The sequence below is a fragment of the Paenibacillus sp. EZ-K15 genome, assembly GCF_002573715.1.
GTDB lineage: Bacteria > Bacillota > Bacilli > Paenibacillales > Paenibacillaceae > Paenibacillus_AQ.
Genome location: NZ_PDHM01000017.1, coordinates 219,490 through 241,978 on the forward strand (window position 1 = coordinate 219,490; position 22,489 = coordinate 241,978).

The following is a 22,489-nucleotide window of genomic DNA, read 5'->3' on the forward strand; positions in this document are numbered from 1 at the left end:
TTATATGACGATCTTAATTTCCATAAGTTGCAACGTTAAATTACCCTTTCGCTCTCCTGACCATTAGTTGAATAACTTCACACGTTAATACACTCTTTATCTATAGTGTGGAAACCGATCGCACATAAAAAAAGACAATACTTCCTTCAAGTTTTTATTTCGGCTCATATATTCGAGTAAGATGGTTGATGTGAGTACGGTTTCAGAATCTTCGATACGAATATTCCAGCATGTTGGCTCCTCATGGTTATTACTTTCCCTTACGATGCCATATGCTACACCTAACTTGTCGATCATCTTATGAAGAATCTGATCCACTTCGCAGATCCATTGATCATTATCAATCTCACTATTTTCCTGAGTATTACCCTCATTGCAGTCGTTCATCATACCTTAACCTCCTCATGTTCACACGATAGATGACTCACTACTCTTAGTCGTTGAACTATCGTTTTCGTTACTATAACAAAAAAACCCTTCGATAATTACTCCCCGAATCAAGTATCCAACCCCTCTTCAATTGTTCTTGACGACCATATTACCACATATTAGGAAGAGTGATCCTAACCTGCTTCGCAAACTAAACTGTCCGTCAGTTTATTGATTCGCTGCAGTTCCCCATCAGACATTCATCTTATCAGCTATGAATCACAAAAAAGTCGCCAAAATGGCGACTTTTTAGATCTCTGCTTATGATCCTTACGTGTTCTCGTCACTTTTGTATTCTAAAATATCTCCAGGTTGGCATTCCAGCGCATTGCAAATAGCTTCTAATGTTGAAAGCCTGATGGCTTTGGCTTTTCCATTTTTCAATATCGAAAGGTTAGCCATTGTTATTCCAACCCTCTCCGAAAGTTCGGTTACGCTCATTTTCCGTTTAGCCAGCATCACATCAATATTGATTATAATCGCCATAGTATCACCTCAGACCGTCAAATCATTTTCAGATTTTATATCAATTGCCTCTTGTAGTAGCTTCTGAAGAACTGCAGCAAAAACGGCAATCACCATGGACGCAAAAATCAGGGCCATTCCGATGAGTATAATACCTGGGGCATCGTCTTTCTCCGCAATCAGATAGAAGAGTGGCATACCTACCACAAACAAGCTGCTGATTATGGTTGCACAGTATTTTATATTCTTTAGAACGCGTACGGATAATTCCGAGAAAGCTTTGTTCTTGTCAATATAGCCTAGAAGTTTATAAGCCTGATACAAAGCAAAATAAAAAGGTATCGCGGCTGCATACAAATCGATGAGAACGAGATATTTCAAATAAGTATGATCTGGATACAATTCTGCAGTGAAATTCGCTATCCCTGGTACCACAAATATACACAATGCAAGAATTGGGATTCCAATAAGAATAACAGCTATCCTTAGAAAGAGTGTGGATCCACGTTTCATTAAAAGCACCTCACTTCATTATTATGAATTTGATTTTATCAATAAATTTATCGTTTTACAATAAATAATTACTGTTTTTTATTATATTTATATTGATATTAAGATGTGAAGGCCTTCCTCAATGAATGGCCTTCATTTAAACGAAATCAATCTGAAGCATTGCACTTGCTGCCATAAAAAAACACACCCTAAAGCTAGGGTGCGGAATGTATTTTCTAAGTATATGCCGTTCGTTGTTCTATTAAAATTCTTTTATAACTTTAGTTTTTTAAAATGGGTATTTCTCCAAGGAGTTTCTTCAAGTTAATGGAGTCCCACGGCAAATGCTCTGTTATACCTAATCCAACGATATCTGTTGCTTCAGATAATTCTTTAATCAAACTCACTAGTTGAGGCATTTGCATGGTTCCCTTGGGAGATAAATTAAAGGGTTCTTCAGGGTTCGCGAATAATAAAGAACGAAATGCCTGTGGATCTAGTACGTCTAAATCAAGGTGAATAGCCAGGTGTTTTATGCCGCTTTCTTTGATCCATTCTTTTATAGATTCAGTACCGCTCGCTAACTCTTTCGTTCCGGCAGTTCTAATACCAAGCCTTTGAATCATTTCCGTGTCTGGTTCTGTAGGAGCAACACCTAGTCTTTGAAACGCTTCTGAAATCATTACAAATTCTTGTTCTGTTGGAGCTGCTAATCCCGCAATAAAGACTTTTTCAGGTTTTAGCGGGATTTTTACATGTTTGGCGAACTCCTCATCTCCTTCTCCCAAAAGATTCCCGAGAGGTAATGCATGTCCGTTATCATACCCGACATAATTGACTAAATCCGAGTGAGCATCGATCCATATTAAACCTAATTCCCCGCCGTATCGTTCGTTTAAATAGGCAAATGGAGCTTGTTCAACTAGGCAATCACCACCAAACATGACGATGCGATCCGGCTTATGAGCTTCAATAAGATGATGAGCAGCCTCTAGCTGTGCAAGCAGCTGTTTTCTTCCATTCATACCGTCCTCGTTTTCTAGCGGAGTTCCATCATAAGCTTGAACTGGTACATGGATAAGGGGCTGATCACTGTCCGGAGCTAGCCAAGCAAGCAGCTCGGCTCCAAAAGAGTAGTTCGGGTTGTTACCCCCTTGCCACTGTGGCATTAACAGGCGTATTGTTTTTTTAGTCATTTGTTTCTCTCCTTTACATCAAAGTAAGGTTAGTATAGACTGAGCACAAATAAAAAAATAGTACGCACAATTATGATAGGTACTACCCGAAAGGATAGTGTTAAGTATGAGTATGGCGGAATTTAAAGGTAAGGTTAAAAATGTTCAAGATACACCTTTTGGTTATACCATTTCAATCATTGGTGGTAAATGGAAAATGGTTATTATGTACCTTTTGGCAGAAAACCAAACGGTTCGCTTTAATGATCTGAAAAGACAAATAGGAGCAATTACCTACAAAACATTGAGCTCACAGCTCAAAGAATTGGAAGCGGATGGTCTGGTGACACGCAAAGAATACCCTCAAGTTCCGCCAAAAGTCGAGTACAGTCTTACAGATAAAGCGGAAACGCTATTACCCATCTTGGAACAGTTATGTGAGTGGGGAGCAAAAAACCAACATCATTAAGCCCAGCAAAAATGAAAAAAATGGCGATCCCAGAGAGGTCATCCCTGTACCGCCATTTCCAAAAGAGTCGATTGAAGCGGCCTTAGTCCTGAATTTCATTAGGGTAAGGCCGTTTAATTTATCATACCATTTGAATGATTATGACAATGCCAGCATGGCATTCATGTCTTCCTCGGCCGTTGTAATCAGCTTCAGGCCGAACATATCGACCAGGATGTCCAGTACGCCCTTGGAGATGAACTCCGGCAGTTTCGGTCCAATTCGGATATCTTGGATGCCCAGGCTGAATAAGCCCAGCAGAATGGCAACCGCCTTTTGCTCAAACCAAATGCCAAAAAGCAGCTGTCCGGCCATCCGGTAGCTGCTAGCTCCCATACCCTTCTCCTCTATCTCCAACCATGCACGTCTGATGTCTTGTAATGAATAATTTTATGAGTTTATTCTTCATATTTCGCCAAATTATATCATTATAATGATATAATGTTTGGACAGCACATCGTGGTTGATGAAATCGAATTATCGCAAGACATGAAAGAATGCAATGGAGGATTCACCCAAATGATCATTCACAAGCTCAAATCATTCATCGTATCCACTTTCACTTTCCGAATAAACTGGAATCACTTTAAGTCGAAGCTGCTCCTAAGATACGTTCTGTCTTATATTCTGATCTTCCTGATTCCCCTGACGGGAGTAACGATATTTGTTTATGATAGCGCTGTCAGCGGGCTTCGTACCGAGATTGAACAATCCAACATCAATCAATTGAACCAGGTAAAAATGACCATCGACTCCCGTATCGCAGAGCTTCGGGAGCTTTCCGGCCGAATCGCTTACGACAGACGCTTAACCCCTTATATGGTCCGTGATTCTTATTACAGAGTGGAAGCCATACAAGCTTTGGCCAACTATAAAGCGAACAGCAGCATCATTGAAGACATCTTCATATACTATCATAACGACCCGGTTATCTATTCTTACCGCGGCCTGACGAATGTTAACGTTACGTTCGATTCCTTTTATCGTTATGAGAACTGGAGTCTGGAGGATATAATCGTTGCTCTGAACGAAACGAATCAGATGTTCATACGGCCTGCCGAGAATGTTACGATCAACAGCTCCAGGCAGGAGGCGATGCTGACCGTAATCGTACCGATCAAGCCCAATGCCCCCTATCCCTACGGAAGCGTCGTATATATGGTGAAAGAGTCCAATCTTACCGGGGTCATGGATTCTATTCTTAACGATTTCACCGGGAGCAGCTATATTTTCAATCAAAATAATGAAGTGCTTACAGCCAACAATCATGGCGTAACCCTGTCCCAAGAGCATCTCGGGTCATTGGCTGCGCTTGATGCCGGCATACACAATCTCTCCCTGAATAATGACAAGTATTCCGTCGTATCAGTCAAATCCGGGGAGAACGGCTGGAACTACATGACCATCATGCCAAGCTACCAGTTCTTCAGCCGGGTCGCTCATGTACAGACGCTCATTCTGCTGGTGTTTGTCATCGCAGTCATAACCGGAGTGCTCGCCGCTTTTGTGCTGGCTAGACGCCAATATCACCCGATTAAGGATTTGATGGAATTCGCCAAGCTCAGAATCAACGATACTCCAGAGCCAAAAACGCGCAATGAATGGGAATGGATTCGTCAGACCCTTCACGATTACAGCACCCGAATCGATATGCAGGAGCCGTTCGTGCGCAACCAATGCATGCTGCTTCTACTGAAGCACGGCAAGCCGGATGATCCCGAAATCGAGCGAATGATCGCCGCAGTCGGACTAGAACCTCCCCAAGAACAAGTCATTTATTTCTGTGTGATTCTGTCCTGGGAAGAAAACGATGCGGCCGAGGATGTCCAGAATGATCGTCGGCAGGTGCATAAAATTCTCAGCCATGTTGAACCATCAGGGCTTCATGCGAATATCTATGGCGTTGAATTCTCAGCCGATAATCAATTTGCGCTGATCGTATCACTTCCTGACCCTGGTCAAGATTCGCTGAAGCTCCTGATGGAGCAGATCATTCGCGCGGTCCAGGCATTGATCTCCGAGAACACGCGGCTCGATCCGAGCATGGGCGTAGGTACGCCCTACCGGGATTTGGGGCAACTGAACCAATCCTTCATCGAAGCCGCAACCGCACTGGAGCACCGAATGGTTGGCAGCAGCCGTATCACCTATTTCGACCAGTTGGCAGAGCAGAATCATCCTGTCGCCAAAGGCGTGTGGCTTCCAAGAAAGTCGCTGCTCAAGCTGGAGCAAAGCCTAAAGCAAGGCAACGAGTCGGTGGCCGTGCAGATGATCGCCGAGATGATGGAGACCATTCGGAGCGAACCGCTGCTGCAGATTCATCTGCTGCGCTGCATTTGCTTCGATCTATTAAACGCACTGCTTCGGTCCGCCTCTGAGGTCGGAATGAACGAAGTGTTCAGCAACATCTCGGACTATACGTCGTTTGAGACGCTGGAGGAATTTGAGGACAAGCTGTTGTCGCTGACGACAGAGATTTGCGAGAAGGTTGAGCGTAACCATGAGCAAGCAGCGCCTAAACTGATCGATGATATCGTACATTATGTAAATCAGCAGTTTGCCGACTATACGCTCAGCCTGGAGCATGTCGCCCTTAAATTTTCCGTCTCTACCTCTTACTTAAGCCGCAGCTTTAAAGAGAAAACCGGGATCAGTTTCTCGCAGTATATCTGGAAGAGGCGTATGGAAGAAGTCATTCGGCTGCTTGTGACAACAAGCGCTCCCCTGAAGGAAATCATCGAACAGGTCGGTTACCTGGATGCACCCAATTTCATCCGCAAATTCAAGAAAGAAACCGGACTTACGCCCGGTCAGTACCGCAAACAACATCTCTCGAACAGGGTGGATATATAACACAAGGGCCCTTTCGGAGACTTTGTCTCGAAAGGGCCCTTGTGCTTCTACTTCGCTAGCTGCGGTTCGTTCAAGATATACTCTACCAGCTCATCTATCGGCACGGTAGCCAGTGCAATTGCAGTGTCGGTAACACCATAATAGATATAGAGCAGGCCATCTTTGACCACGTTTCCTGTCGGGAACACAACATTCGGAATTTGATAACCGAATTTCTCATAGTATGTTTCCGGTTCCATAATGAAAGTCTTCGTTCTTGCTATGACCTTCTCGGGGTTGTTCAGGTCAAGAAGCATCGCCCCAACACGGTAAACGACCTGATCATCAACCCCGTGGTAAAGGACCAGCCAGCCTTTATTTGTTCGCACAGGCGGCGTTGCTCCGCCGATTTTCCTGGATTCCCAAGCTGGATTCTCAGCCTTAGCCAGAAGCTTGGGCTCTTCCCAGTGAACCAGATCCTCCGAGTACGTAATCCATATCGCCGCACTGTCCGTTCCGTAAGCTGCACCCACGTATTCCTCCGGACGGCGCAGCAATACATATTTTCCGTTAATCTTCTCAGGGAACAGAATGTTGTCACGGTCGTTTATGTCGAGTGGTGTCGTATCGGCAACGAATTCCCAGTCGATCAGATTGTCCGACTTCACAATCGAAGAGCGAGTGAGCCAGTGGCCTTCCTCTTCTCCCCACCCGTCCGGATATTTCGGAATCGAACGCTCCGGTATGCCCGCTCCTGTCGGATAGTAACTCATGGCGCACGGCCTAAGGGCATAGTTTAGATAGTACGTGCCGTCAATTTTGACAATCCGCGGGTCCTGGACGCTTCCATATGGAAAGCCCAGCATGTCAGGAGTCACGATCGGCTCGTCTTTTACGTGCGTAAAATTCACTCCGTCTTCACTCTCCAGCAGTCCCAAAACATTCTTGCAAGGCGTTAGCGAGCCTGCGGTACGCTCGATCATGTAAAACTTGCCGTTGTCGATAATAACCGCAGGATTGAATACGGTGACTTTACGCCATTCGTACTTCCCCGGAACGACGATCGGATTGTTCGGATGTCTCGTAATTTTCATAGACTATGCCTCCACATTTGTATGATATTCAGGATTAATCAGGCCCACTTGAATTCTACTAGGCACAATTTATGTTTAGTTCGACTTCCAGCGGTCATATGCACCTTGGTAGATTTCAACGACCCGATCGGCACCCATTTTCTTCATCGTGCTCAGGTAGTTATCCCAATTTGACAATGGTTCTGCTCCGGTAACGAATTTCGCCTCCATCTGTTGTACATACGTGCTCAGATCAGAGTTCAGACTGTTAATCTCGGTTTGCTCTTCAACGGTAAGAAACAAAGCAGGGAACGGAGGTCTGGCTCCGCGATCAAGCAGCTTTTCCTTCGTTTCCTTCTCAACCCACAGATCAAAGTCGGTCTTCAATCCTTTATTAATATCGTCCGTGTTGATGGTAGGAGCCGGAATGCCGTAATTTGGCGTCAAAGTCGCACGGTAATCCTCCATTTCCTTGCCGTCTGGAACAGGCAGATAGCGCTTCACACGATTGGCTTCATCCGTGTACTCCCACAGCTTGCCTTCAGGTCCTTTGTTGAAAAAGAGCGATCCTTCATAAGAGTAAAGGTAGTCCACCCAACGCATCGATGCTTCAGGGGCAGGATTGGTAACCGTGATGGCAAAAGCTCCCGTAGTAATCCCTCTGTTCTTGGCGATGGCCGGCTTGTCTACCAAATCGCTCTTCACCGGAGCGAACATCGGATCTTTGGTGGACGGTTCTCCCCCTTTGGTCATGTAGGCATGCCAGTCGGAGAACAGGGCCACCTGATTGTTCTGTGCCTTGGCCTTTTTCTGTTCTGCGGTTTGTGAATAGCTTTCGTGGTCAAGCAGATCCTCTTTCCATAGACGGTTCATATAGACCAGATACTCTCTGAAGCCCTCTTCTATCGGGGTATAATGAACAACATCCTCATCATCAACATAAATTTCGTCTTCATAAACGCCGAAAGCGCCAAGAAGCCAAGTACGAATATCCCGAGCATTGGTCGTTGCTGTCGATACGGAAGAGATCGGGATTTCATCGGCGACACCATTGCCGTTCGGATCTTCTTCTTTTACCCGCTTCAGGAAGGTATAGAGCTCCTCGGTCGTCTCCGGAAGCTTGTCGATATTCAGGGCCTCCATGAAATCTCCGTTATACCACATCGGGTTGCGATACCAGTGCTGGCTTAAATCGATCGCAGGTAAGGAGTAGATATGCCCATCAGGAGCGGTAATGGATTTACGGATCTCGGGAATCTCGTCCATCAGCGCCTTGAAGTTCGGAGCATATTCCTCGATAAGCTCCTCAAGCGGAATCAGAATTCCCTGCTCGCCATAGTTCATCTGTTCAGCCGCCGTCAAGCCTGCAGCATAGAAGACATCCGGGTAATCGCCGCTGGCAAATACGAGGTTCTTCTTCGTATCAAAGCTATCCTTCGGAGCGTTTAAGTATCGGAAGGAAATGCCCGTCATTTCCTTCATCTGCTGCAGAACGATCATATCCTGCCAGTTCTGAACACCGACATCAGGTGCCATCATCGTCAGCGTTAGTGGTTCATTAACAATCGGGAAGCCTTCCTTATTCACTGCGGCTGCTTCTGTTGACTTCGTTCCAGTAGTCGTATCGCTGGCCGAACTGCATCCGGCGAGCAAAGACAGGGCCGTCATGCCCGTCAACACCAGCTTCCAAGGTTTGCTTGTCATCTTCATCCATGTTTCCTCCCTTTGAATACTCAAGTTCATATTTTTATAAAACGCTTTCATTATCCTTTTACAGAGCCAATCATGACCCCTTGGACAAAGTATCGCTGTAAAAAAGGATAGAGAGCCACAATCGGCAGTGTCGATACGACGATAACCCCGTACTTGATCAGTGATGCGGTTTCGGCTTTGGAATTCATTGCCCTGGCGGCATCCCCGCTGATTCCCGCGCCGGTCGTCTCCGCCGTCATTTCCTGAAGAACCAGAATCTGCCGTAATACCATCTGCAGAGGGTACTTGCTCTCATCGTTGAGATAGATCAGAGCCGGAAAATAGCTGTTCCAGTGACTGACCCCGTAAAACAAAGCCATGACTGCGATAATCGGTGCGGACAGCGGCAGAATAATGCGGACGAACAGCTTCAGGTTGGTACAGCCGTCCATGTATGCCGCTTCCTGCAGTTCCTTCGGGATCGTCGTCTGAAAGAACGTCCGGGCAACAATTATATTCCATACCGATGCTGCTACGGGAAGAATGAGCGCCCCCATCGTGTTGATCAGCCCCAAATTCCGGACTACGAGATACGTTGGCACAAGCCCTCCGGTAAAGAACATCGTGAACAGAATAAATCCCAAGAACAGTTGACGACCGACTAAATCAGACCTGCTGAGCGCATAGGCTGCAGGCAGAGTTACGGCCAGGTTCAACAGCGTTCCTATCCCAGTATAGACTATCGTGTTCAGATATCCGTTCCAAATCTTCGGGTTTTCGAAGACCAGCTGGTATCCGGCCAAGGTAATCTCCTTGGGAAACAGCCACATCGCACCCGAATTTACCTGCTGCGGGCTGCTGATCGATGCGCTGAGAATATAAATGAGCGGATACAGAACAACAATCAGAGCGATGGATAAATAGATATAGACGCTGCCAAGAAAAATCTTGTCCCACTTCGATTCCTTCATAGCGGTAACCAATGTACTTTCCCCCTTTCTACCATAGGCTGTTCTCGCTGGTGCGTCTGGCAATCCGGTTGACCGTTACCAGTAAAATGACGTTAATAACGGAGTTGAACAGGCCAACGGCTGTCGAGAAGCTGTACTGCGCGTCTACCAGACCGGTCCGGTAGACATAAGTTGAAATGACATCCGAAGACTCCATATTCAGTGAGTTCTGCAGCAGCAGTATTTTTTCGAAGCCTATCGTAAGAATGTTGCCCATGTTCAAAATCAACAAAATGGTGATGGTTGGGAGTATGGCCGGCAGGTTGATGTGCAACAATCGTTTGAAACGACTGGCTCCATCCACGATCGCAGCTTCATGCTGCTGGGGATCGACACCGGACAGCGCAGCCAGGTATATAATGGTCCCCCATCCGGTGCTTTGCCAGACCCCGGACAGAACGTATACGGTCTTGAACCAGGCCGGATCCGACAGAAAGTTCGGCGCATCGATGCCCATCCATTTGATAAATTGGATCAGTATGCCTGTGGACGGCGATAAGAACGTAATAATCATACCCGCCATGACAACAACGGATATAAAATGAGGCGCATACGTAACGGTCTGGACTATTTTCTTGAAGGGACCCGTCCGGATTTCGTTGAAAGCGAGTGCCAGGATAATCGGTAGCGGAAACCCGATTAACAGCTCGTAGAAGCTGAGGCTGAACGTATTCCACAGCAAATCCCAGAAATAGTAGGAATTGAAGAAACGCTCGAAATGATCGAAGCCCACCCATGGGCTGTCCATGATGCCTTTGCTAGGGATAAAGTTCTTAAAGGCAATCTGAATACCATACATCGGCGCATAGTGAAATACAAGGAAATACAGCAAGACCGGCGCCAAGAACAGATAGAGCTCCCAGTTCACCCTGATTCTTTTACCAAGAGACGTTTGGTTCACACCCTTATTAAGCGGCTTCGTTTCGCGATGGATTGAACGTCTTCCGGATATCACAGCAAGTAGTCTTTTCCCCTTCATGCTTCCCCTCCTTTCTCAAATATCGATTCATGTCAGGTTATCTGGTTCACTTACGTACATCACGTTTCAGTGGTTAACAGGTAACGCTTACATTCCAAAGTGTAGAGAAGACTGCATGACATCGTAAATGTGTAAGATGTGCATTGTCATCCCTCTGTCCGGCGTAATCCCGCTGCTATCATCTTTTTTCTCATTCGAATCTCCGCGATCATTGCTCATATATGATGTTGAGAATGTGTGAATTATGAACCTATGATCAAGTTTCATAAGTTACATATTGTGCTCCATCAAGCGTTGTGTGAACATGGCCTTCGAACACCGAACAACTCGCACTAGAACAAGGAATGACAAAATAAGATACCAAGCTAGGAGGAGAATCCTAATGAACCTGCCAGCCTCTATTATTGAGCATTTGAATGAAGCCGATAAGCGGCTTAGCCATCATCCCAAACTGCAGAGAAGGTACGGAAACTGCTAGCCTTGAGTCGGGTGACTTTCGCTCGCCCACAATTTGCTCAAGAAGGCAGCAATAGACCAAAAGCCAGAAATGGCGGTGCAGGGATTACCTCCCTAGCACCGCCATTTCCTTATTATTGCTGTTTTTTTCATCTATCGAGCGGTCTTATCGAGCGAACAGATCTTAACTTTTGGGACAGCTTCTTCAAAGGTTGATTCATTGAAGCAGTGAATCAGAGTCGTAACACGGTTATTAGCTCGTCTCCGATGCTTTCGCCGTTGTCACGGAAGCCGTAGCTTTCATAAAGCTTTTTGGCGGCCACGTTATCAGCCTTATAAGAAATCCAACAGTAATGTGCAGGCCCTGCCGGAAAGGTGCGGATAAAATCCAAGATTTTTGTCATGGCTTCCCGACCATAGCCTCTGTTCTGATATTGCTTGTCAATCATCAGCCGCAGGATGCAATAGCTGTCGTCCGCGATGGTCGGGAGTTCGTACCCGGTGATTCTATAAGTAATCATAACAAAACCGACCGGCTGTTCATCCGCGTAAATGGCAAATGGAAATGGATGTCCGTCATTGGTTGCAAGGACATAACACGAAGCCACGCTCGATAGATTGGACGCAACGAATCGCCGTTGATCTTCTTCAACTTCCAGATTAAATATGGCACGTCGGTTTTCTAACGTGATTTTTCTGAGTGTAATCATGCAAGGCTTCTCCCCTCATTATCTTGGCTTATTCGTTTTGCGCCGCGGTCGCTTATATAACATACAATTTATCCAAAAAAAGTAATAGACTTATATTGAATTTTTTAATACACTATCATGTATCTATGGCTTTTTTAGGTATCAGAAATATCAGTCAACCGGCACATTCTTGTGCCGGTTTATTTGTTGTTAATATAAGCTGCCCCTTAGCATTCCTATAGATGGATAATCCAGATGGAAAGCAATCACTTTGCTCGTTGTCGCTTATTCATCTGTTCCGCCGCATTCTGCTAACTCATTGGGATTGACCATAACTTTCAGGCTGCCGCTAACCATGTCGATTGAGGAAATAAAACTGACCGAAAAGGTACTGGAGATGGTAAAGGTCAAGGGGGTCAGCGGCGAGGGCGATACTGCTCACGGAGAACATATAAAAGCAGAGGCTGAAGATACATAGAGGCTGGGGATACATATTAATGAAGTCAACCCCCATAAAGTTGATATTGTTGGAAACCCATATGGGAAACCAATCATACTTTAGGGGGTTATGAGGAAGAAGCTACCAGACCAACTCCTAGCGGACCGTGATTCCGCTATTTGTGAACAAAGGTGCTAAACATAAGGTTAAGCGGACACAGGTTCCGCTATTGCCGGTATATCACCGCAAAAACAGGGAAAAGCCGAGAATAACGGATCCTGTGTCCGCGAATCCTTGAATTTGGTACAGTTGTTGGGAAATAGCGGACCTCCTGTCCGCATACATCAGTGCACACACCGCATACATCAGTGCAAATTGCATACATCAGTGCACACTGCATACATCAGTGCACACCGCGCACAGCTGTGCACACGGACACATCATCCACACTGCCCATCAATTGTCCGACGTTTACATTATTGAATCGGTATTGTCATTTCCAGCTCTTTCGTGGAGTTTTCCCGTTTATGAAGTAAAACGTGTTGGATGCCGCCTTGCGGAAGGAAGCACTTCCAATCAGCTCCACGTAATTACCGAGACCCACAAAATGGCCGTCTACCGATTGGCTCATAAAGGAATAGTACACGCCCATGGCAAATGGAATAAGGTAATAGAGTGCAAATCCGATACCGCTTGGCACGAGAAAGAACATGGTCGCCGAAGCATCCTTACGGAGCCATTTTTTCATGATTTTCTTGATCCATCCTTTCACAATCTACGTCTCTGGTATATTAAAAAAGCTACAAGAAAAGGCATTACCATGAGCATGTCCCCGTAAGGGGATGCCCGCTGATAATGCCTCCATCGAATGATCTGATTAGACCATTCAAGATTTCCAATTCAATAGGGAACGTAGCCGGAGCGCTCCTACTTTTTTGGTTCTGAATAAACTCGCACGTTCTCGTTCTCGATAGTCGCAAGTATTACATCGTGAATATTCGTATTAGAAGGTGCTATTTTTGAATGAAGCCAATCTAAATCCTTCCCCATTTCCTGTAGGAGCGACAAATCGATTTTTCCATCTACGATGATCGGCCTTGAGATCTTAAACGGCTCCGTCTCTAATTTCATATCTGCCGGAGTAACCGGTTGGAATGGTGTGTCCATAAAAACGGATATGGTTCCGCCCGGCTCCCATACGGCAAGGGCTACCTTTTGTATATCCTCCACTTTTTCTTTTCTTAACTCAGAAAATAAAAAATCAATAGAGATCCTTGCTTTAGATAAGTTATGAAACTGGATGCGTCCATGTTTAACAAGTGTGATTGGTGATGGATCTAGATATCGTTTGAAGAACGGCCACTTCAGACTCAACCACGTAGCTGCAATGTATAAAACTACTAGAACGATAGTCGTGATCATAGATCCCTTTAACCCCAGTTTCTCGTCTGAAAGCGGGTGAGCTATAATATTACCGAGCGTTAGAGCCAAAACGAAATCGAGAAACCTCAATTGAGATATGGAACGCTGCCCCATTAATTTAGCTGCAAGAAGTAAAAAAACGAAGCTAACAATAGCTCTTAAGATCCATTCCATGGTTGTCAACGATTCTTTACTCTCGAAAAAATCCAATCCATTCACCCCGCGGATTCACATCAATTGTGTTCATTCTGTAGCACGTTCGTTTATACTCGAAGCACTTTTACGAATAGTCGTTTGACTACCCCTAATATCCGAGGTTTCACCCATGAAGAAGATATAAAAATCGTGTACATCCCTAGACGGTTTCCACCCCATAAATCTGTAATTATGCCGTTTCCAATAACGGCTGTCTCGTTACTACGGGTTCCAAGTATATTCAATGCGGCTAAAAACGCTTTTTTCTTCGGTTTACCGGCTTCGAACAAAGCTGGAATCTCATGGATCTGTCCGTGGTCACGCACCGGAGGTTTGCTGTTAGAGACGATGATCACCTTAATTCCATATCGGGACTGCATATTAGTCAGCCAAGATTTCATCGAATCTGTTATGGAGTCAGCATTCTTCGTCATTATGGTATTAGTCCAGTCAAGGATTATCCCTTTAATACCTGCCTGCTGGAGTGTTTCTCCGTCAATCTCATAAATCGAGCGCGCCATTTGCGATGGTTTAAAAATAGACATTCATACCCTCCACTACTTTGATATAAGTGAGCCAATCATGTATAGATTGCCTTCATTCTGTTAAAATCATACTTTTGAACAATCATTTCTCTTGGTTGGTCTGTATGTTTGGATTCGCCTAAACAAAAAAGCCGCGATATCCGCGACTTCATAAGCATGTTTGTTTTCTTCCTTCCGATAGGCAAGGATGTCAGTAACTTGAACGACGTACTGTTCCGAATCGATATCGCAATAAACATTAACTTGTTCCAACGAATCGTCCGGTAAGCAACCCTACAAGGCTCTTCGTCGATCGTGCAAAACAAACAGAATGATCATTAACATCATGACGCCTAAGATGACACCGGCCTCTGTGGTCAGTATCCGCAGCAGTTGGTACTCTGGCGAGAACTGCGAATCGGTACGAATAGCGGCAAAGAGGTTATAAGAGAACAGCATGCCCGACGAAATCCATACTGACGCCATCGGGTACAGAAATCTCAACGGTCCGCGGCGGGAAGTTAACACCAGCAATCCCCACGCCCCCGCAATGGACCACGCTCCGGTACTAAACGTCAGCAGATGCCACCATACATCACGATCGTCCAGTCTGGCCGGATCAATACCGAGGGTGCCTCCAGCAGCCCAGAACACCTTAATGATACCTAACAGGATACAGCCGGCTCCAACCAGCCTGGACAATGTAAGCTGCAATCTCCAAGTATTACCCGGTGACCTGCTATAGTCAATCGAATCACCGAACGCCTCCGGCCACCGTGTCTTCGCATACCCTACGAAGGCGAGAGGCAGACAAATGCCGATGCCAACCAGCGAGACCATGACAAAGAACTGTTCGTATGCCCAAACGTCGGCGGCCCCCGCCGCCTGATCCCGAGTCATAGCCGCCGGTCCTAACACCGGTGCCAAGAGCAACATGGGAACGAGCAGACCGGTACCAACCCATACTGGGAAGGCTACCAGCCATGCAGGCAGACGTTCGCCCCACGGCCTGGTGAACGCCATTGCCAGCAGGATTCCAACAGCGGCAAGCACTGCGGTAGCTGCGTTGATCGCACGCCAACTCGTGTCGCCCATTTGCTCGGTTGGTATGAAGTAACCGAGCGTCCATGCCATTTTAATCAATAGATACGGCGTCACCGCTATGGCAGCGCCATAACCACAAATTCTACGCATCTTCATCCATTGCGGTGCCTGCAACTCGACGGAAACTTTCTTATGCTCAACCTTCATGTTGGTTAACTTACCTCCTTAAATAACTCGGCCTTTACCTCACACTCCATTCTATCTCCCTAATCGAAAAACAAAGTGACCTCAAGTTTAAGTTTGGATTAAATTCGTTGACGAGAAGCCGTAGAACTCTCTTTCCGGATTTAGGTATGTCAATACTCAAAAAAGAAGCTGCGTATAAGTCACTCTGAGTGACTTGAACGCAGCTTCTTCCTTGGTCTTCGAAAGGAAACGTATATTAAATTCGAATAACATGCGGGCGATTTCTATGTCACACTAGTTCCCTTTACCATCACCCTTTCAATGCTTAATCTGTCACGTTAGTTATAACACCGCAACTGCTATCCTTCCAAATATAAAACGCACTTCCGTTTGCGTCGGATTTCAATTCCCATTGCATATCCATCTCCCTGGCCATCATCGATACAATGGACAACCCGATTCCTGCGCCTTTTTCAGGTGACTCGTTGCAGGATCCAGGCCCCTTATCGCTGATGACCAGCATCAGCTGCTTCTGACGCTCAATCATTTGAATGCCAATGTACCGACCCGCTCCCGCATGACGTACCACGTTCTGAAACACATTATCCAGGATCCGGTTAAACCACAATGGGTCCGCATCCCAAATTAATGTCTGGTCAGGAAGCTCGACAAGGACATCAAATTCCTTAGCCTCGAATACCGGATACCACTGAGCCACTCGATTCCGAACCTCTTCTATAATATCAATCGGCTGCTTGTGTAGCGGATACTTCCCCGCCGATAACAGCGTGTATGACAGCAAATTATCCATCAGATTACTGATGTCATCGAGCTTATGCTCGATGACCGAAAGTGAAACCTGTCCCTGGGAAGAAGCAGGGTCTTTTCGAACGGTATGGACATGCTGCCGGATGACAGTCAGCGGGGTTCGAAGATCGTGGGAAATCGTTGAAATAAATTGCTTACGCAGTTCCTCCTCCTCCCGCTCCCGTTTTTGACTTTCTTTGAGCTCTTTCACCATCCGGTTAAAAGAGCCTTCGAGTTCTCCGATCTCGTCGTCCTTCATGATCGTGACTTCATTCGGAATTTCTTTCAATCCGTTTACGGTCATTGCCGATTGAAGCCTGATCAGTCTTTTGCGAAGCTTAATGAAGAACAGCCATGACAGCATAAAGAAGCATCCACAGATCATTAAAAACAGAAAGATTAGGGGCAAGTTTCCCGAAAGCGACATTTCTGCATTAAGGATATGGGATTCCGGGACCCGCATCACCATAAAACCTTGTTTCGGATCGTTTCCGATGAGGGAGGTTAAGACCAGCGTTTCTTGATTACGATCTTGCTCTTGAATGGAGAGAATATCCAGATAAGTCCATTGCTCAGGTATATCTTCCGAGAGGTCCCTGACTGCATTCGTCATCCCTGATGGGTCCACCCAGAATATCTCAGCATTCGGATAGTCCTCGTTCAACTCCCGCAGTTTGGAATTAATCCTATCCCTTCCTGCACCGTCCAGGTTGGCTGCCTCCTGTTGCCACATGCGGGTTATCTCTTCAGGACGATATACTGGATGATCGCTAAACATATAGCCAGGTAAATAAAACAAGGCTGGAATAATCGGCCATAGCAGTAAGGCTGTCAAAATAAAGATCAGGTATTTGCTCATTAACGAGCCTCGGATCCTCATGATCGCACCCGGTATCCTACACCGCGGATCGTCTCGATAATTTGGGGGGAACCGGAATCCAGCTCAATCTTCTCGCGCAGATGCCGGATATGCACGTTCAGCGTTTTATCTCCGTTCAGATGCGGTTCACCCCAAACGGCTTCATAAATCTGCTTCTGGGTCAATATGTGATTCAAATGGTCCAGGAAATACATGAATATATGGAACTGCTTACCTGTAAGCACAATCTCTTCCCCAGTTTCGGAATTCCATATACGGCTTCCTTTTCGGTCAATGATTAAATGCCGGATCAGAAGCCGTTCCGGTTCCGCAGTGACGGAACGCCTGAGGAGGACTTGAATCCGGGCAGCCAACTCATCCGGATGAAACGGCTTGGTCATATAATCATCGGCAAAAGACAAGCCAGTAAGCTTATCCTCGATTGCGGTTCTAGCCGTAAGCATCAGGATGGGTACGGCGGGATTGATTCGTTTTAGCCGCTGACCGACCGTGAATCCGTCCAAACCCGGAAGCATAATGTCCAAAATGACTAGATCGCAACGTTCCATTGCTGCTTCCGCATCATGGCCTGAGCTCTCCCATATCACTTCATAGCCTTGACCGATTAAAAAATCCTTGGACCAGGAACCGATTTCCTGATCGTCTTCAATGTACAAGATGGTAAATGTCTTCATCGTATGATGGACTCCTAAAAGCAATATATAGGTAGTCTAGCATATTATGGCTGTCAGGAGATCGGGAAATCCATCGTAAAAAATTCACGCAAATCGCAAAGTATCGTCATAAGTTCACAACATGGATTTGTTAATGTTAATAACAGCCGAGAACTTGAAGCACCGGGGCATCGGCAATCATCATACTTGTTGGGGAATGAATTGGACTATGGCTTATCGACTTCATCATCCAACATCGGAAAGGAACGGAATGGATATGAGAACAATGGATATTGTGAAAGAAAATCTGCTTTTTATTCTTGGACTGGGCGCTTTAGCGCTTATCAGACCCATCATGAAGATGACCGGGATCATGGATCTGATCGGCCAAGCATTCGGCAGCATTCTGATGACGGTCCTTATCTCCTTGGCCTGGCTCATGATCGTTCTATTCAAAAGAACCGCTTATCCCGTTGTCATTCTTGTTTTTGCGGGTTTGAGTTATGCCTTATTCGCTATCATTATAAGCGGTATTGCCTCTCCCCTTATCGATGGAAAATTGCAAGGTCCTTTAACTAATCCACTGGCAATGGTAAGTGTCTTTGCGGTAAATGCCGTTTGGGGCTTCATCGTGGGCCTAATTGCCAATGCACTGCGTCGTAAAGGGTAAGCATGCAGTTGAGCTACATTCTAGGTTAACTCCCGCTCAATACTATCAAGCGAGTGTAACTATGCTCAAATCATTAGATATTCGATAAAAAAGAAATGGCGGTACCGGAGTAACCCCCTGTACCGCCATTTCTTTATTTGTAGCATCTATTTGACCCAAACTAGCGATCTCTCATACGGGCATACCACACTTTCTTGGAACACCCTCAACGCCTGCTAATAGGCCAAGCCATGTGGATACGGAATCTATACCACTGCCTTTTGGGCGTGATGAAATTCCTCCAGCGCCTGACGAACCGCTTGGGGCGTATCAAGGCGAAGAATGCGCTTTGCCAGCTCGCGGCATTCCTGACGATCCAGGCTAGCGAGCCTTTCCTTCATCCGGCTGAGACCGCCGGCCTCCATGCTCCATTCGTCAAGACCTAGTCCGAGTAAGAGCGGTGCCGCCAGCGGATCGCCCGCCATACTGCCGCACATGCCGGTCCATTTACCGGCCGTGTGGGAAGCCTCAATGACCGTGCGGATTAACTGAAGCACGGCTGGATGGAAATAATCGTACAGGTGTGCGACATGTTCATTCATGCGGTCCGCTGCGACCGTATACTGCACGAGGTCGTTCGTACCGATGCTGAAGAAATCGACTTCGCTCGCGAATAGTCCCGCCAACACGGCCGTTGAGGGAATCTCAACCATGATGCCAACTTCCATCTTCTCGTCGAACCGGACGCCATCTTGCCTCAATTCCGCCTGAACATCTGTCAGGATGGCTCTGGCCTGTCTCCATTCCTGGAGGCCGGAGATCATCGGGAACATCACCTTCACCGTACCGAAGGCACTGGCCCGAAGCACCGCCCTTAGCTGCGTGCGAAGCAGCTCCTGGCGAACAAGTCCTACCCGTATCGCACGGTAGCCCAGGAACGGGTTCGTTTCCTTCGGCAGCTGCAGATACGGAAGCTCCTTATCTCCGCCGATGTCCATCGTGCGGATGATCACGGGGCGGCCCTCCATCATCCGGGCCGCTTCCTGATACGCACGGAACTGCTCCTCCTCGCCCGGCATGGCCGGGGCGTTCATGAACAGGAACTCCGTGCGGAACAGCCCTACGCCGTCCGCGCCCTGCCGGACGGCGGTCTCGGCTTCTGCGGCGCTGCCGATGTTCGCCGCGAGTTCCACGCGCACGCCGTCGGCGGTCACTGCCTGACGCGCCGCGTACACCTCGAGCGACTGTCTGCGCTCGAGGTCCTGCAGCATGCGGAGCCGATACTGCTCCGCTTCTGCCTCGTCCGGCCGGGCAACGCACAGCCCGGCTGAGCCGTCAAGGACCAGCGTATCGCCGTCCTCGATGCCGTCGACGCCGTCACCAGCGCCGACGATAGCGGCAATTCCGAGCGACCGTGCGAGAATAGCGGTATGCGAGGTCGCTCCTCCAGTACGGGTAATAAAGCCGATAACCAAGGCAGGGTCCAACTGTACCGTATCCGACGGCGCCAAATCGTCAGCGACCAAGATAACCGGTTCGGTGATTCCCGTAAAGTCACGCGATTGTCCTGGCGACAAGCAGGCGAGAAGACGATTACCGATATCGCGAATGTCCGCGGCCCGCTCCTTCATATAATCATTGTTCATGCCTTCCAACATGGAAGCGACCTGGCTCACAATTTCGGCAACGGCCCTTGGGGCTGGCTCCAGCTTCTCTCGGACTCTTGCCTCCATCTTCGGATAGAAGGCAGGATCGTCCAGAAGCTTCCGCTGTCCCGCAAGAATGCCGGCTTGCTCTTCGCCCACGGTTTCCTTCGCTCTCTCCGTCAGCTCCTCCAATTGTTCCGCGCAGCCGACTTTGGCTTCACGGAGCTTGATAAGCTCTGCATCGATTGCGACCGGGGTATCCGGAATAAACTTCTCTTCGAGGCTGCTGTCACTGCTGGTCCCCAGCGAAGGCTTGTAAATGTATGCCTTAGCGATCCGGATTCCCTCCGATACGCCGATTCCTTGAATATGCAGCCTCTTCATCAGGCTTCACCAAACTTGCTTTCGACTAACTGTATCAGCGCTTCGACTACCTCTTGTTCTCCATCTCCATTAGCTTCGATGGTCACGACAGCTCCTTGCTCAACGCCGAGCGTCATCAGCTCCAGCATGCTTTTGCAATCCGCGGTGCGTCCTTCGCTAGTCTTCAGATGAACCTCTGCTCCAAACTGTCCTGCTTTTTCCGAGAAAAGCTGAGCTGGACGGACATGAAAGCCCTGCTCATTCTGTATGGTTACGGTTTGTGCGAACATGTCTTTCCTCCTCTATGTCAGACCTCGTATATTTTCTTTACTGCTCGGTACATCCTGATCATGCCAATAAAGCGATCCGTCCTTTATAAGCCTCAACCAACGCGTTGTTGTGTTCATCGGAACCATCGATATTTCCGCTGAGAAATACAGGGGGCTTGAAGCCTTGTTCAATCATAATCTCAATAGATTCGGCGAACAGGGAGTTCAATATGAGGGCCCCGACGACCGTCGAGCTCGGCGTGAAAGGCACCTGGAGGCCCGGATGGCTCAATACGGCATCTCCCTTGACCGAGAAATTATCGATCACCAGATCAACGGCATCGGCCAGATGCTTGCCGCTGCTGTGCCGGGACGGCATGCTTTTGGAATATTCCAGTGAGGTAATGCCTACAGTAAAGGCCCCCTTCTCCTTCGCCATCAAAGCGACATCCACCGGAACGGGATTTCGGCCCGAAGTGGACAGTACGAAGACAACCTCGCCCTCGCGGATATCCTGCTCCTTCATAAAATCGACAGCAAGGTCGTTTTGTCTTTCCAGCTCTGACGAACGGACCGCGCCTTCGTGAAGCATCAGCTTCTCGACCAGGATCGGGCGAATCGGTACGAGTCCGCCTGCTCGGTAAAAGACTTCTTCGGTCAATATATGCGAATGTCCACAGCCGAATAAGTGTATAATACCACCTTGCTGAATACAGGCTGCCACTTTCTCTGCCGCTTCACGGATCGACTTGGCCTGCTCGGTTCGGACTTTGTTCAACAACCCGCCAATCACATCAAAATAGGTGTTCATCATCGTCTCTTTCACCTCGTTGTTCTTGTATTTACAATGCTATCTGTTCTCTTCCGGTGGATGATCCATTGACAATGCTCTTTTAGCCCGGAGCACCATCTCGGCCATCACTTCCAGGCTGCGCTCGATAATCTTCTCCCCTTTCTCCCTCGTTGCCAGCGTTGCATCCCCGAGTACGGCAGAAGAAGTCATTTCCTCCCACGGTGTTGGTGTGCAATCCGCTTCGATCGGGATATTCGGGGCGCCATCGATCGCTTTGCTCATGTCCACATATTCGCCCGCAAGATAGAGCATGTAGGATGTTTCGATTTCATCGGCATGCATATAGCTCGCGTGTGCAGCCGAAGCTTCCCGTACCGAAGCCGTTACTTCCTTCGTGCCAGGATAAAAGAAATAGAACACCTTAAGTTCGGGCACCCGTTCGTATAACATTCTCGCAGCTTCCTTCAACGCAACCGCATTGCCGAGATGGCCGTTGACCATGACGAAAATGCGGAATCCTTGCTGGTACAAGCTTTCGCCGATATCTGCAAGCAGTCGGATGAGCGCTTCGTTTGAGACGTTGATGCTCCCCGGGAAATTGCGCAGACTCCACACCTGTCCATAGGGAAGGGTCGGCAGAACGAAGCTTTCCGTCCGCTCTGCTAATCTGTCCGCGAGTCTGGTCGCGAGCAGGTTATCGGTACCCAGCGGCAGATGGGGACCATGCGCTTCAACGGCACCAATAGGAAGTATGGCAGCGCGGAAGTGGCGAATTTTATCCTTCACCTCAACCGAATTTTCGAGTTCGAATTTCATCGT

Annotated in this window: 23 protein-coding genes and 1 pseudogene; 4 read left to right on the top strand and 20 right to left on the bottom strand. The window is 47.4% G+C overall.

The annotated features are described in order from the left end of the window. Positions 1-96: 96 nt before the first annotated feature. The 4 genes from CRG97_RS17600 to CRG97_RS17615 form a co-directional block, all read right to left on the bottom strand. Positions 97-390, bottom strand: a complete 294-nt coding sequence (locus CRG97_RS17600; protein WP_237566467.1) for a hypothetical protein — start codon at positions 388-390, stop codon at positions 97-99. Between the two features lie 309 nt (positions 391-699). Beyond that, positions 700-915: a helix-turn-helix domain-containing protein gene (locus CRG97_RS17605; protein WP_098745729.1), complete on the bottom strand. Its 216-nt coding sequence runs from the start codon at positions 913-915 to the stop codon at positions 700-702. Between the two features lie 9 nt (positions 916-924). Beyond that, the gene (locus tag CRG97_RS17610) at positions 925-1,407 is read right to left on the bottom strand and encodes a DUF2975 domain-containing protein (RefSeq protein ID WP_098745731.1); all 483 of its coding nucleotides are present in this window, start codon (positions 1,405-1,407) and stop codon (positions 925-927) included. Positions 1,408-1,667: 260 nt separating this feature from the next. Next, positions 1,668-2,582 (bottom strand): arginase family protein, encoded by a 915-nt coding sequence (locus CRG97_RS17615; RefSeq protein ID WP_098745733.1) that lies wholly within the window; start codon positions 2,580-2,582, stop codon positions 1,668-1,670. A 106-nt stretch (positions 2,583-2,688) separates the two neighbouring features. On the opposite strand from CRG97_RS17615, the gene CRG97_RS17620 reads away from it, so the two are divergent. Further along, the gene (locus tag CRG97_RS17620; protein ID WP_098745735.1) at positions 2,689-3,030 is read left to right on the top strand and encodes a winged helix-turn-helix transcriptional regulator; all 342 of its coding nucleotides are present in this window, start codon (positions 2,689-2,691) and stop codon (positions 3,028-3,030) included. A gap of 138 nt (positions 3,031-3,168) precedes the next feature. On the opposite strand, the pseudogene CRG97_RS17625 reads toward CRG97_RS17620, so the two are convergent. Next, positions 3,169-3,357, bottom strand: a pseudogene (locus CRG97_RS17625) (hydroxylamine reductase); the annotation flags it as partial. Positions 3,358-3,588: 231 nt separating this feature from the next. Between CRG97_RS17625 and CRG97_RS17630 the strand changes: the two are divergent. Next, positions 3,589-5,922: a helix-turn-helix domain-containing protein gene (locus tag CRG97_RS17630; protein WP_098745737.1), complete on the top strand. Its 2,334-nt coding sequence runs from the start codon at positions 3,589-3,591 to the stop codon at positions 5,920-5,922. Between the two features lie 47 nt (positions 5,923-5,969). On the opposite strand, the gene CRG97_RS17635 is transcribed toward CRG97_RS17630, so the two are convergent. The 5 genes from CRG97_RS17635 to CRG97_RS17655 form a co-directional block, all read right to left on the bottom strand. Next, positions 5,970-6,995 (bottom strand): glycoside hydrolase family 130 protein, encoded by a 1,026-nt coding sequence (locus CRG97_RS17635; RefSeq protein WP_098745740.1) that lies wholly within the window; start codon positions 6,993-6,995, stop codon positions 5,970-5,972. 75 nt (positions 6,996-7,070) lie between these two features. Next, positions 7,071-8,684, bottom strand: coding sequence for an extracellular solute-binding protein (locus CRG97_RS17640; RefSeq protein WP_098745742.1), 1,614 nt, complete (start codon positions 8,682-8,684; stop codon positions 7,071-7,073). 53 nt (positions 8,685-8,737) lie between these two features. After that, the gene (locus CRG97_RS17645) at positions 8,738-9,649 is read right to left on the bottom strand and encodes a carbohydrate ABC transporter permease (RefSeq protein ID WP_098745745.1); all 912 of its coding nucleotides are present in this window, start codon (positions 9,647-9,649) and stop codon (positions 8,738-8,740) included. A 16-nt stretch (positions 9,650-9,665) separates the two neighbouring features. Continuing rightward, a complete protein-coding gene (locus CRG97_RS17650) occupies positions 9,666-10,655 on the bottom strand; it encodes an ABC transporter permease (protein ID WP_098745748.1) in 990 nt (329 codons plus the stop codon). 689 nt (positions 10,656-11,344) lie between these two features. Continuing rightward, entirely contained in the window at positions 11,345-11,821 is a 477-nt protein-coding gene (locus tag CRG97_RS17655; protein WP_098745751.1) for a GNAT family N-acetyltransferase, read from the bottom strand. A 334-nt stretch (positions 11,822-12,155) separates the two neighbouring features. Here CRG97_RS17655 and CRG97_RS34030 point away from each other — a divergent pair, with 334 nt between their 5' ends. Further along, positions 12,156-12,278: a hypothetical protein gene (locus CRG97_RS34030; protein WP_272914370.1), complete on the top strand. Its 123-nt coding sequence runs from the start codon at positions 12,156-12,158 to the stop codon at positions 12,276-12,278. A gap of 454 nt (positions 12,279-12,732) precedes the next feature. Here CRG97_RS34030 and CRG97_RS17660 read toward each other — a convergent pair whose 3' ends face one another. The 6 genes from CRG97_RS17660 to CRG97_RS17685 all read right to left on the bottom strand — a co-directional run bounded on the left by CRG97_RS17660 (position 12,733) and on the right by CRG97_RS17685 (position 17,971). Then, complete coding sequence (locus CRG97_RS17660) at positions 12,733-12,987, bottom strand: hypothetical protein (RefSeq protein ID WP_481856207.1); 255 nt, start codon at positions 12,985-12,987, stop codon at positions 12,733-12,735. 179 nt (positions 12,988-13,166) lie between these two features. Then, a complete protein-coding gene (locus CRG97_RS17665; protein WP_098745754.1) occupies positions 13,167-13,871 on the bottom strand; it encodes a DUF421 domain-containing protein in 705 nt (234 codons plus the stop codon). Positions 13,872-13,924: 53 nt separating this feature from the next. After that, positions 13,925-14,401, bottom strand: coding sequence for a YqeG family HAD IIIA-type phosphatase (locus tag CRG97_RS17670; protein ID WP_098745757.1), 477 nt, complete (start codon positions 14,399-14,401; stop codon positions 13,925-13,927). Positions 14,402-14,674: 273 nt separating this feature from the next. Next, on the bottom strand, positions 14,675-15,631 hold the full coding sequence (locus CRG97_RS17675; protein WP_098745760.1) for a hypothetical protein: 957 nt from the start codon (positions 15,629-15,631) through the stop codon (positions 14,675-14,677). Between the two features lie 304 nt (positions 15,632-15,935). Further along, positions 15,936-17,276, bottom strand: coding sequence for a sensor histidine kinase (locus tag CRG97_RS17680; RefSeq protein ID WP_098745762.1), 1,341 nt, complete (start codon positions 17,274-17,276; stop codon positions 15,936-15,938). A 17-nt stretch (positions 17,277-17,293) separates the two neighbouring features. Next, positions 17,294-17,971, bottom strand: a complete 678-nt coding sequence (locus CRG97_RS17685) for a response regulator transcription factor (RefSeq protein WP_098745766.1) — start codon at positions 17,969-17,971, stop codon at positions 17,294-17,296. A 265-nt stretch (positions 17,972-18,236) separates the two neighbouring features. Here CRG97_RS17685 and CRG97_RS17690 point away from each other — a divergent pair, with 265 nt between their 5' ends. Then, positions 18,237-18,620 (top strand): hypothetical protein, encoded by a 384-nt coding sequence (locus CRG97_RS17690; RefSeq protein ID WP_237566468.1) that lies wholly within the window; start codon positions 18,237-18,239, stop codon positions 18,618-18,620. Positions 18,621-18,865: 245 nt separating this feature from the next. Here CRG97_RS17690 and ptsP read toward each other — a convergent pair whose 3' ends face one another. Genes ptsP through CRG97_RS17710 form a run of 4 tightly spaced genes read right to left on the bottom strand, consistent with a single transcriptional unit; the run spans position 18,866 to position 22,486 of the window. Next, entirely contained in the window at positions 18,866-20,629 is a 1,764-nt protein-coding gene (ptsP, locus tag CRG97_RS17695; protein WP_098745769.1) for a phosphoenolpyruvate--protein phosphotransferase, read from the bottom strand. Then, positions 20,629-20,898 carry an HPr family phosphocarrier protein gene (locus tag CRG97_RS17700; RefSeq protein ID WP_098745772.1) on the bottom strand — a complete coding sequence of 90 codons (270 nt, stop codon included), beginning with the start codon at positions 20,896-20,898 and terminating at the stop codon, positions 20,629-20,631. The genes ptsP and CRG97_RS17700 overlap by 1 nt, the downstream gene beginning before the upstream one ends. Positions 20,899-20,956: 58 nt before the next feature. Then, positions 20,957-21,691: an SIS domain-containing protein gene (locus CRG97_RS17705; protein WP_098745775.1), complete on the bottom strand. Its 735-nt coding sequence runs from the start codon at positions 21,689-21,691 to the stop codon at positions 20,957-20,959. A 36-nt stretch (positions 21,692-21,727) separates the two neighbouring features. Beyond that, positions 21,728-22,486 carry a creatininase family protein gene (locus CRG97_RS17710; protein WP_098745778.1) on the bottom strand — a complete coding sequence of 253 codons (759 nt, stop codon included), beginning with the start codon at positions 22,484-22,486 and terminating at the stop codon, positions 21,728-21,730. Positions 22,487-22,489: the final 3 nt, after the last annotated feature.

Bases quoted from the DNA above. Each gene is read 5' to 3' on its own strand.
- CRG97_RS17600 (WP_237566467.1), bottom strand. From the start codon at position 390: ATGATGAACGACTGCAATGAGGGTAATACTCAGGAAAATAGTGAGATT.
- CRG97_RS17605 (WP_098745729.1), bottom strand. From the start codon at position 915: ATGGCGATTATAATCAATATTGATGTGATGCTGGCTAAACGGAAAATG.
- CRG97_RS17610 (WP_098745731.1), bottom strand. From the start codon at position 1,407: ATGAAACGTGGATCCACACTCTTTCTAAGGATAGCTGTTATTCTTATT.
- CRG97_RS17615 (WP_098745733.1), bottom strand. From the start codon at position 2,582: ATGACTAAAAAAACAATACGCCTGTTAATGCCACAGTGGCAAGGGGGT.
- CRG97_RS17620 (WP_098745735.1), top strand. From the start codon at position 2,689: ATGAGTATGGCGGAATTTAAAGGTAAGGTTAAAAATGTTCAAGATACA.
- CRG97_RS17630 (WP_098745737.1), top strand. From the start codon at position 3,589: ATGATCATTCACAAGCTCAAATCATTCATCGTATCCACTTTCACTTTC.
- CRG97_RS17635 (WP_098745740.1), bottom strand. From the start codon at position 6,995: ATGAAAATTACGAGACATCCGAACAATCCGATCGTCGTTCCGGGGAAG.
- CRG97_RS17640 (WP_098745742.1), bottom strand. From the start codon at position 8,684: ATGAAGATGACAAGCAAACCTTGGAAGCTGGTGTTGACGGGCATGACG.
- CRG97_RS17650 (WP_098745748.1), bottom strand. From the start codon at position 10,655: ATGAAGGGGAAAAGACTACTTGCTGTGATATCCGGAAGACGTTCAATC.
- CRG97_RS17655 (WP_098745751.1), bottom strand. From the start codon at position 11,821: ATGATTACACTCAGAAAAATCACGTTAGAAAACCGACGTGCCATATTT.
- CRG97_RS34030 (WP_272914370.1), top strand. From the start codon at position 12,156: ATGTCGATTGAGGAAATAAAACTGACCGAAAAGGTACTGGAGATGGTA.
- CRG97_RS17660 (WP_481856207.1), bottom strand. From the start codon at position 12,987: ATGAAAAAATGGCTCCGTAAGGATGCTTCGGCGACCATGTTCTTTCTC.
- CRG97_RS17670 (WP_098745757.1), bottom strand. From the start codon at position 14,401: ATGTCTATTTTTAAACCATCGCAAATGGCGCGCTCGATTTATGAGATT.
- CRG97_RS17675 (WP_098745760.1), bottom strand. From the start codon at position 15,631: ATGAAGGTTGAGCATAAGAAAGTTTCCGTCGAGTTGCAGGCACCGCAA.
- CRG97_RS17680 (WP_098745762.1), bottom strand. From the start codon at position 17,276: ATGAGCAAATACCTGATCTTTATTTTGACAGCCTTACTGCTATGGCCG.
- CRG97_RS17685 (WP_098745766.1), bottom strand. From the start codon at position 17,971: ATGAAGACATTTACCATCTTGTACATTGAAGACGATCAGGAAATCGGT.
- CRG97_RS17690 (WP_237566468.1), top strand. From the start codon at position 18,237: ATGGATATTGTGAAAGAAAATCTGCTTTTTATTCTTGGACTGGGCGCT.
- ptsP (WP_098745769.1), bottom strand. From the start codon at position 20,629: ATGAAGAGGCTGCATATTCAAGGAATCGGCGTATCGGAGGGAATCCGG.
- CRG97_RS17700 (WP_098745772.1), bottom strand. From the start codon at position 20,898: ATGTTCGCACAAACCGTAACCATACAGAATGAGCAGGGCTTTCATGTC.
- CRG97_RS17705 (WP_098745775.1), bottom strand. From the start codon at position 21,691: ATGATGAACACCTATTTTGATGTGATTGGCGGGTTGTTGAACAAAGTC.
- CRG97_RS17710 (WP_098745778.1), bottom strand. From the start codon at position 22,486: ATGAAATTCGAACTCGAAAATTCGGTTGAGGTGAAGGATAAAATTCGC.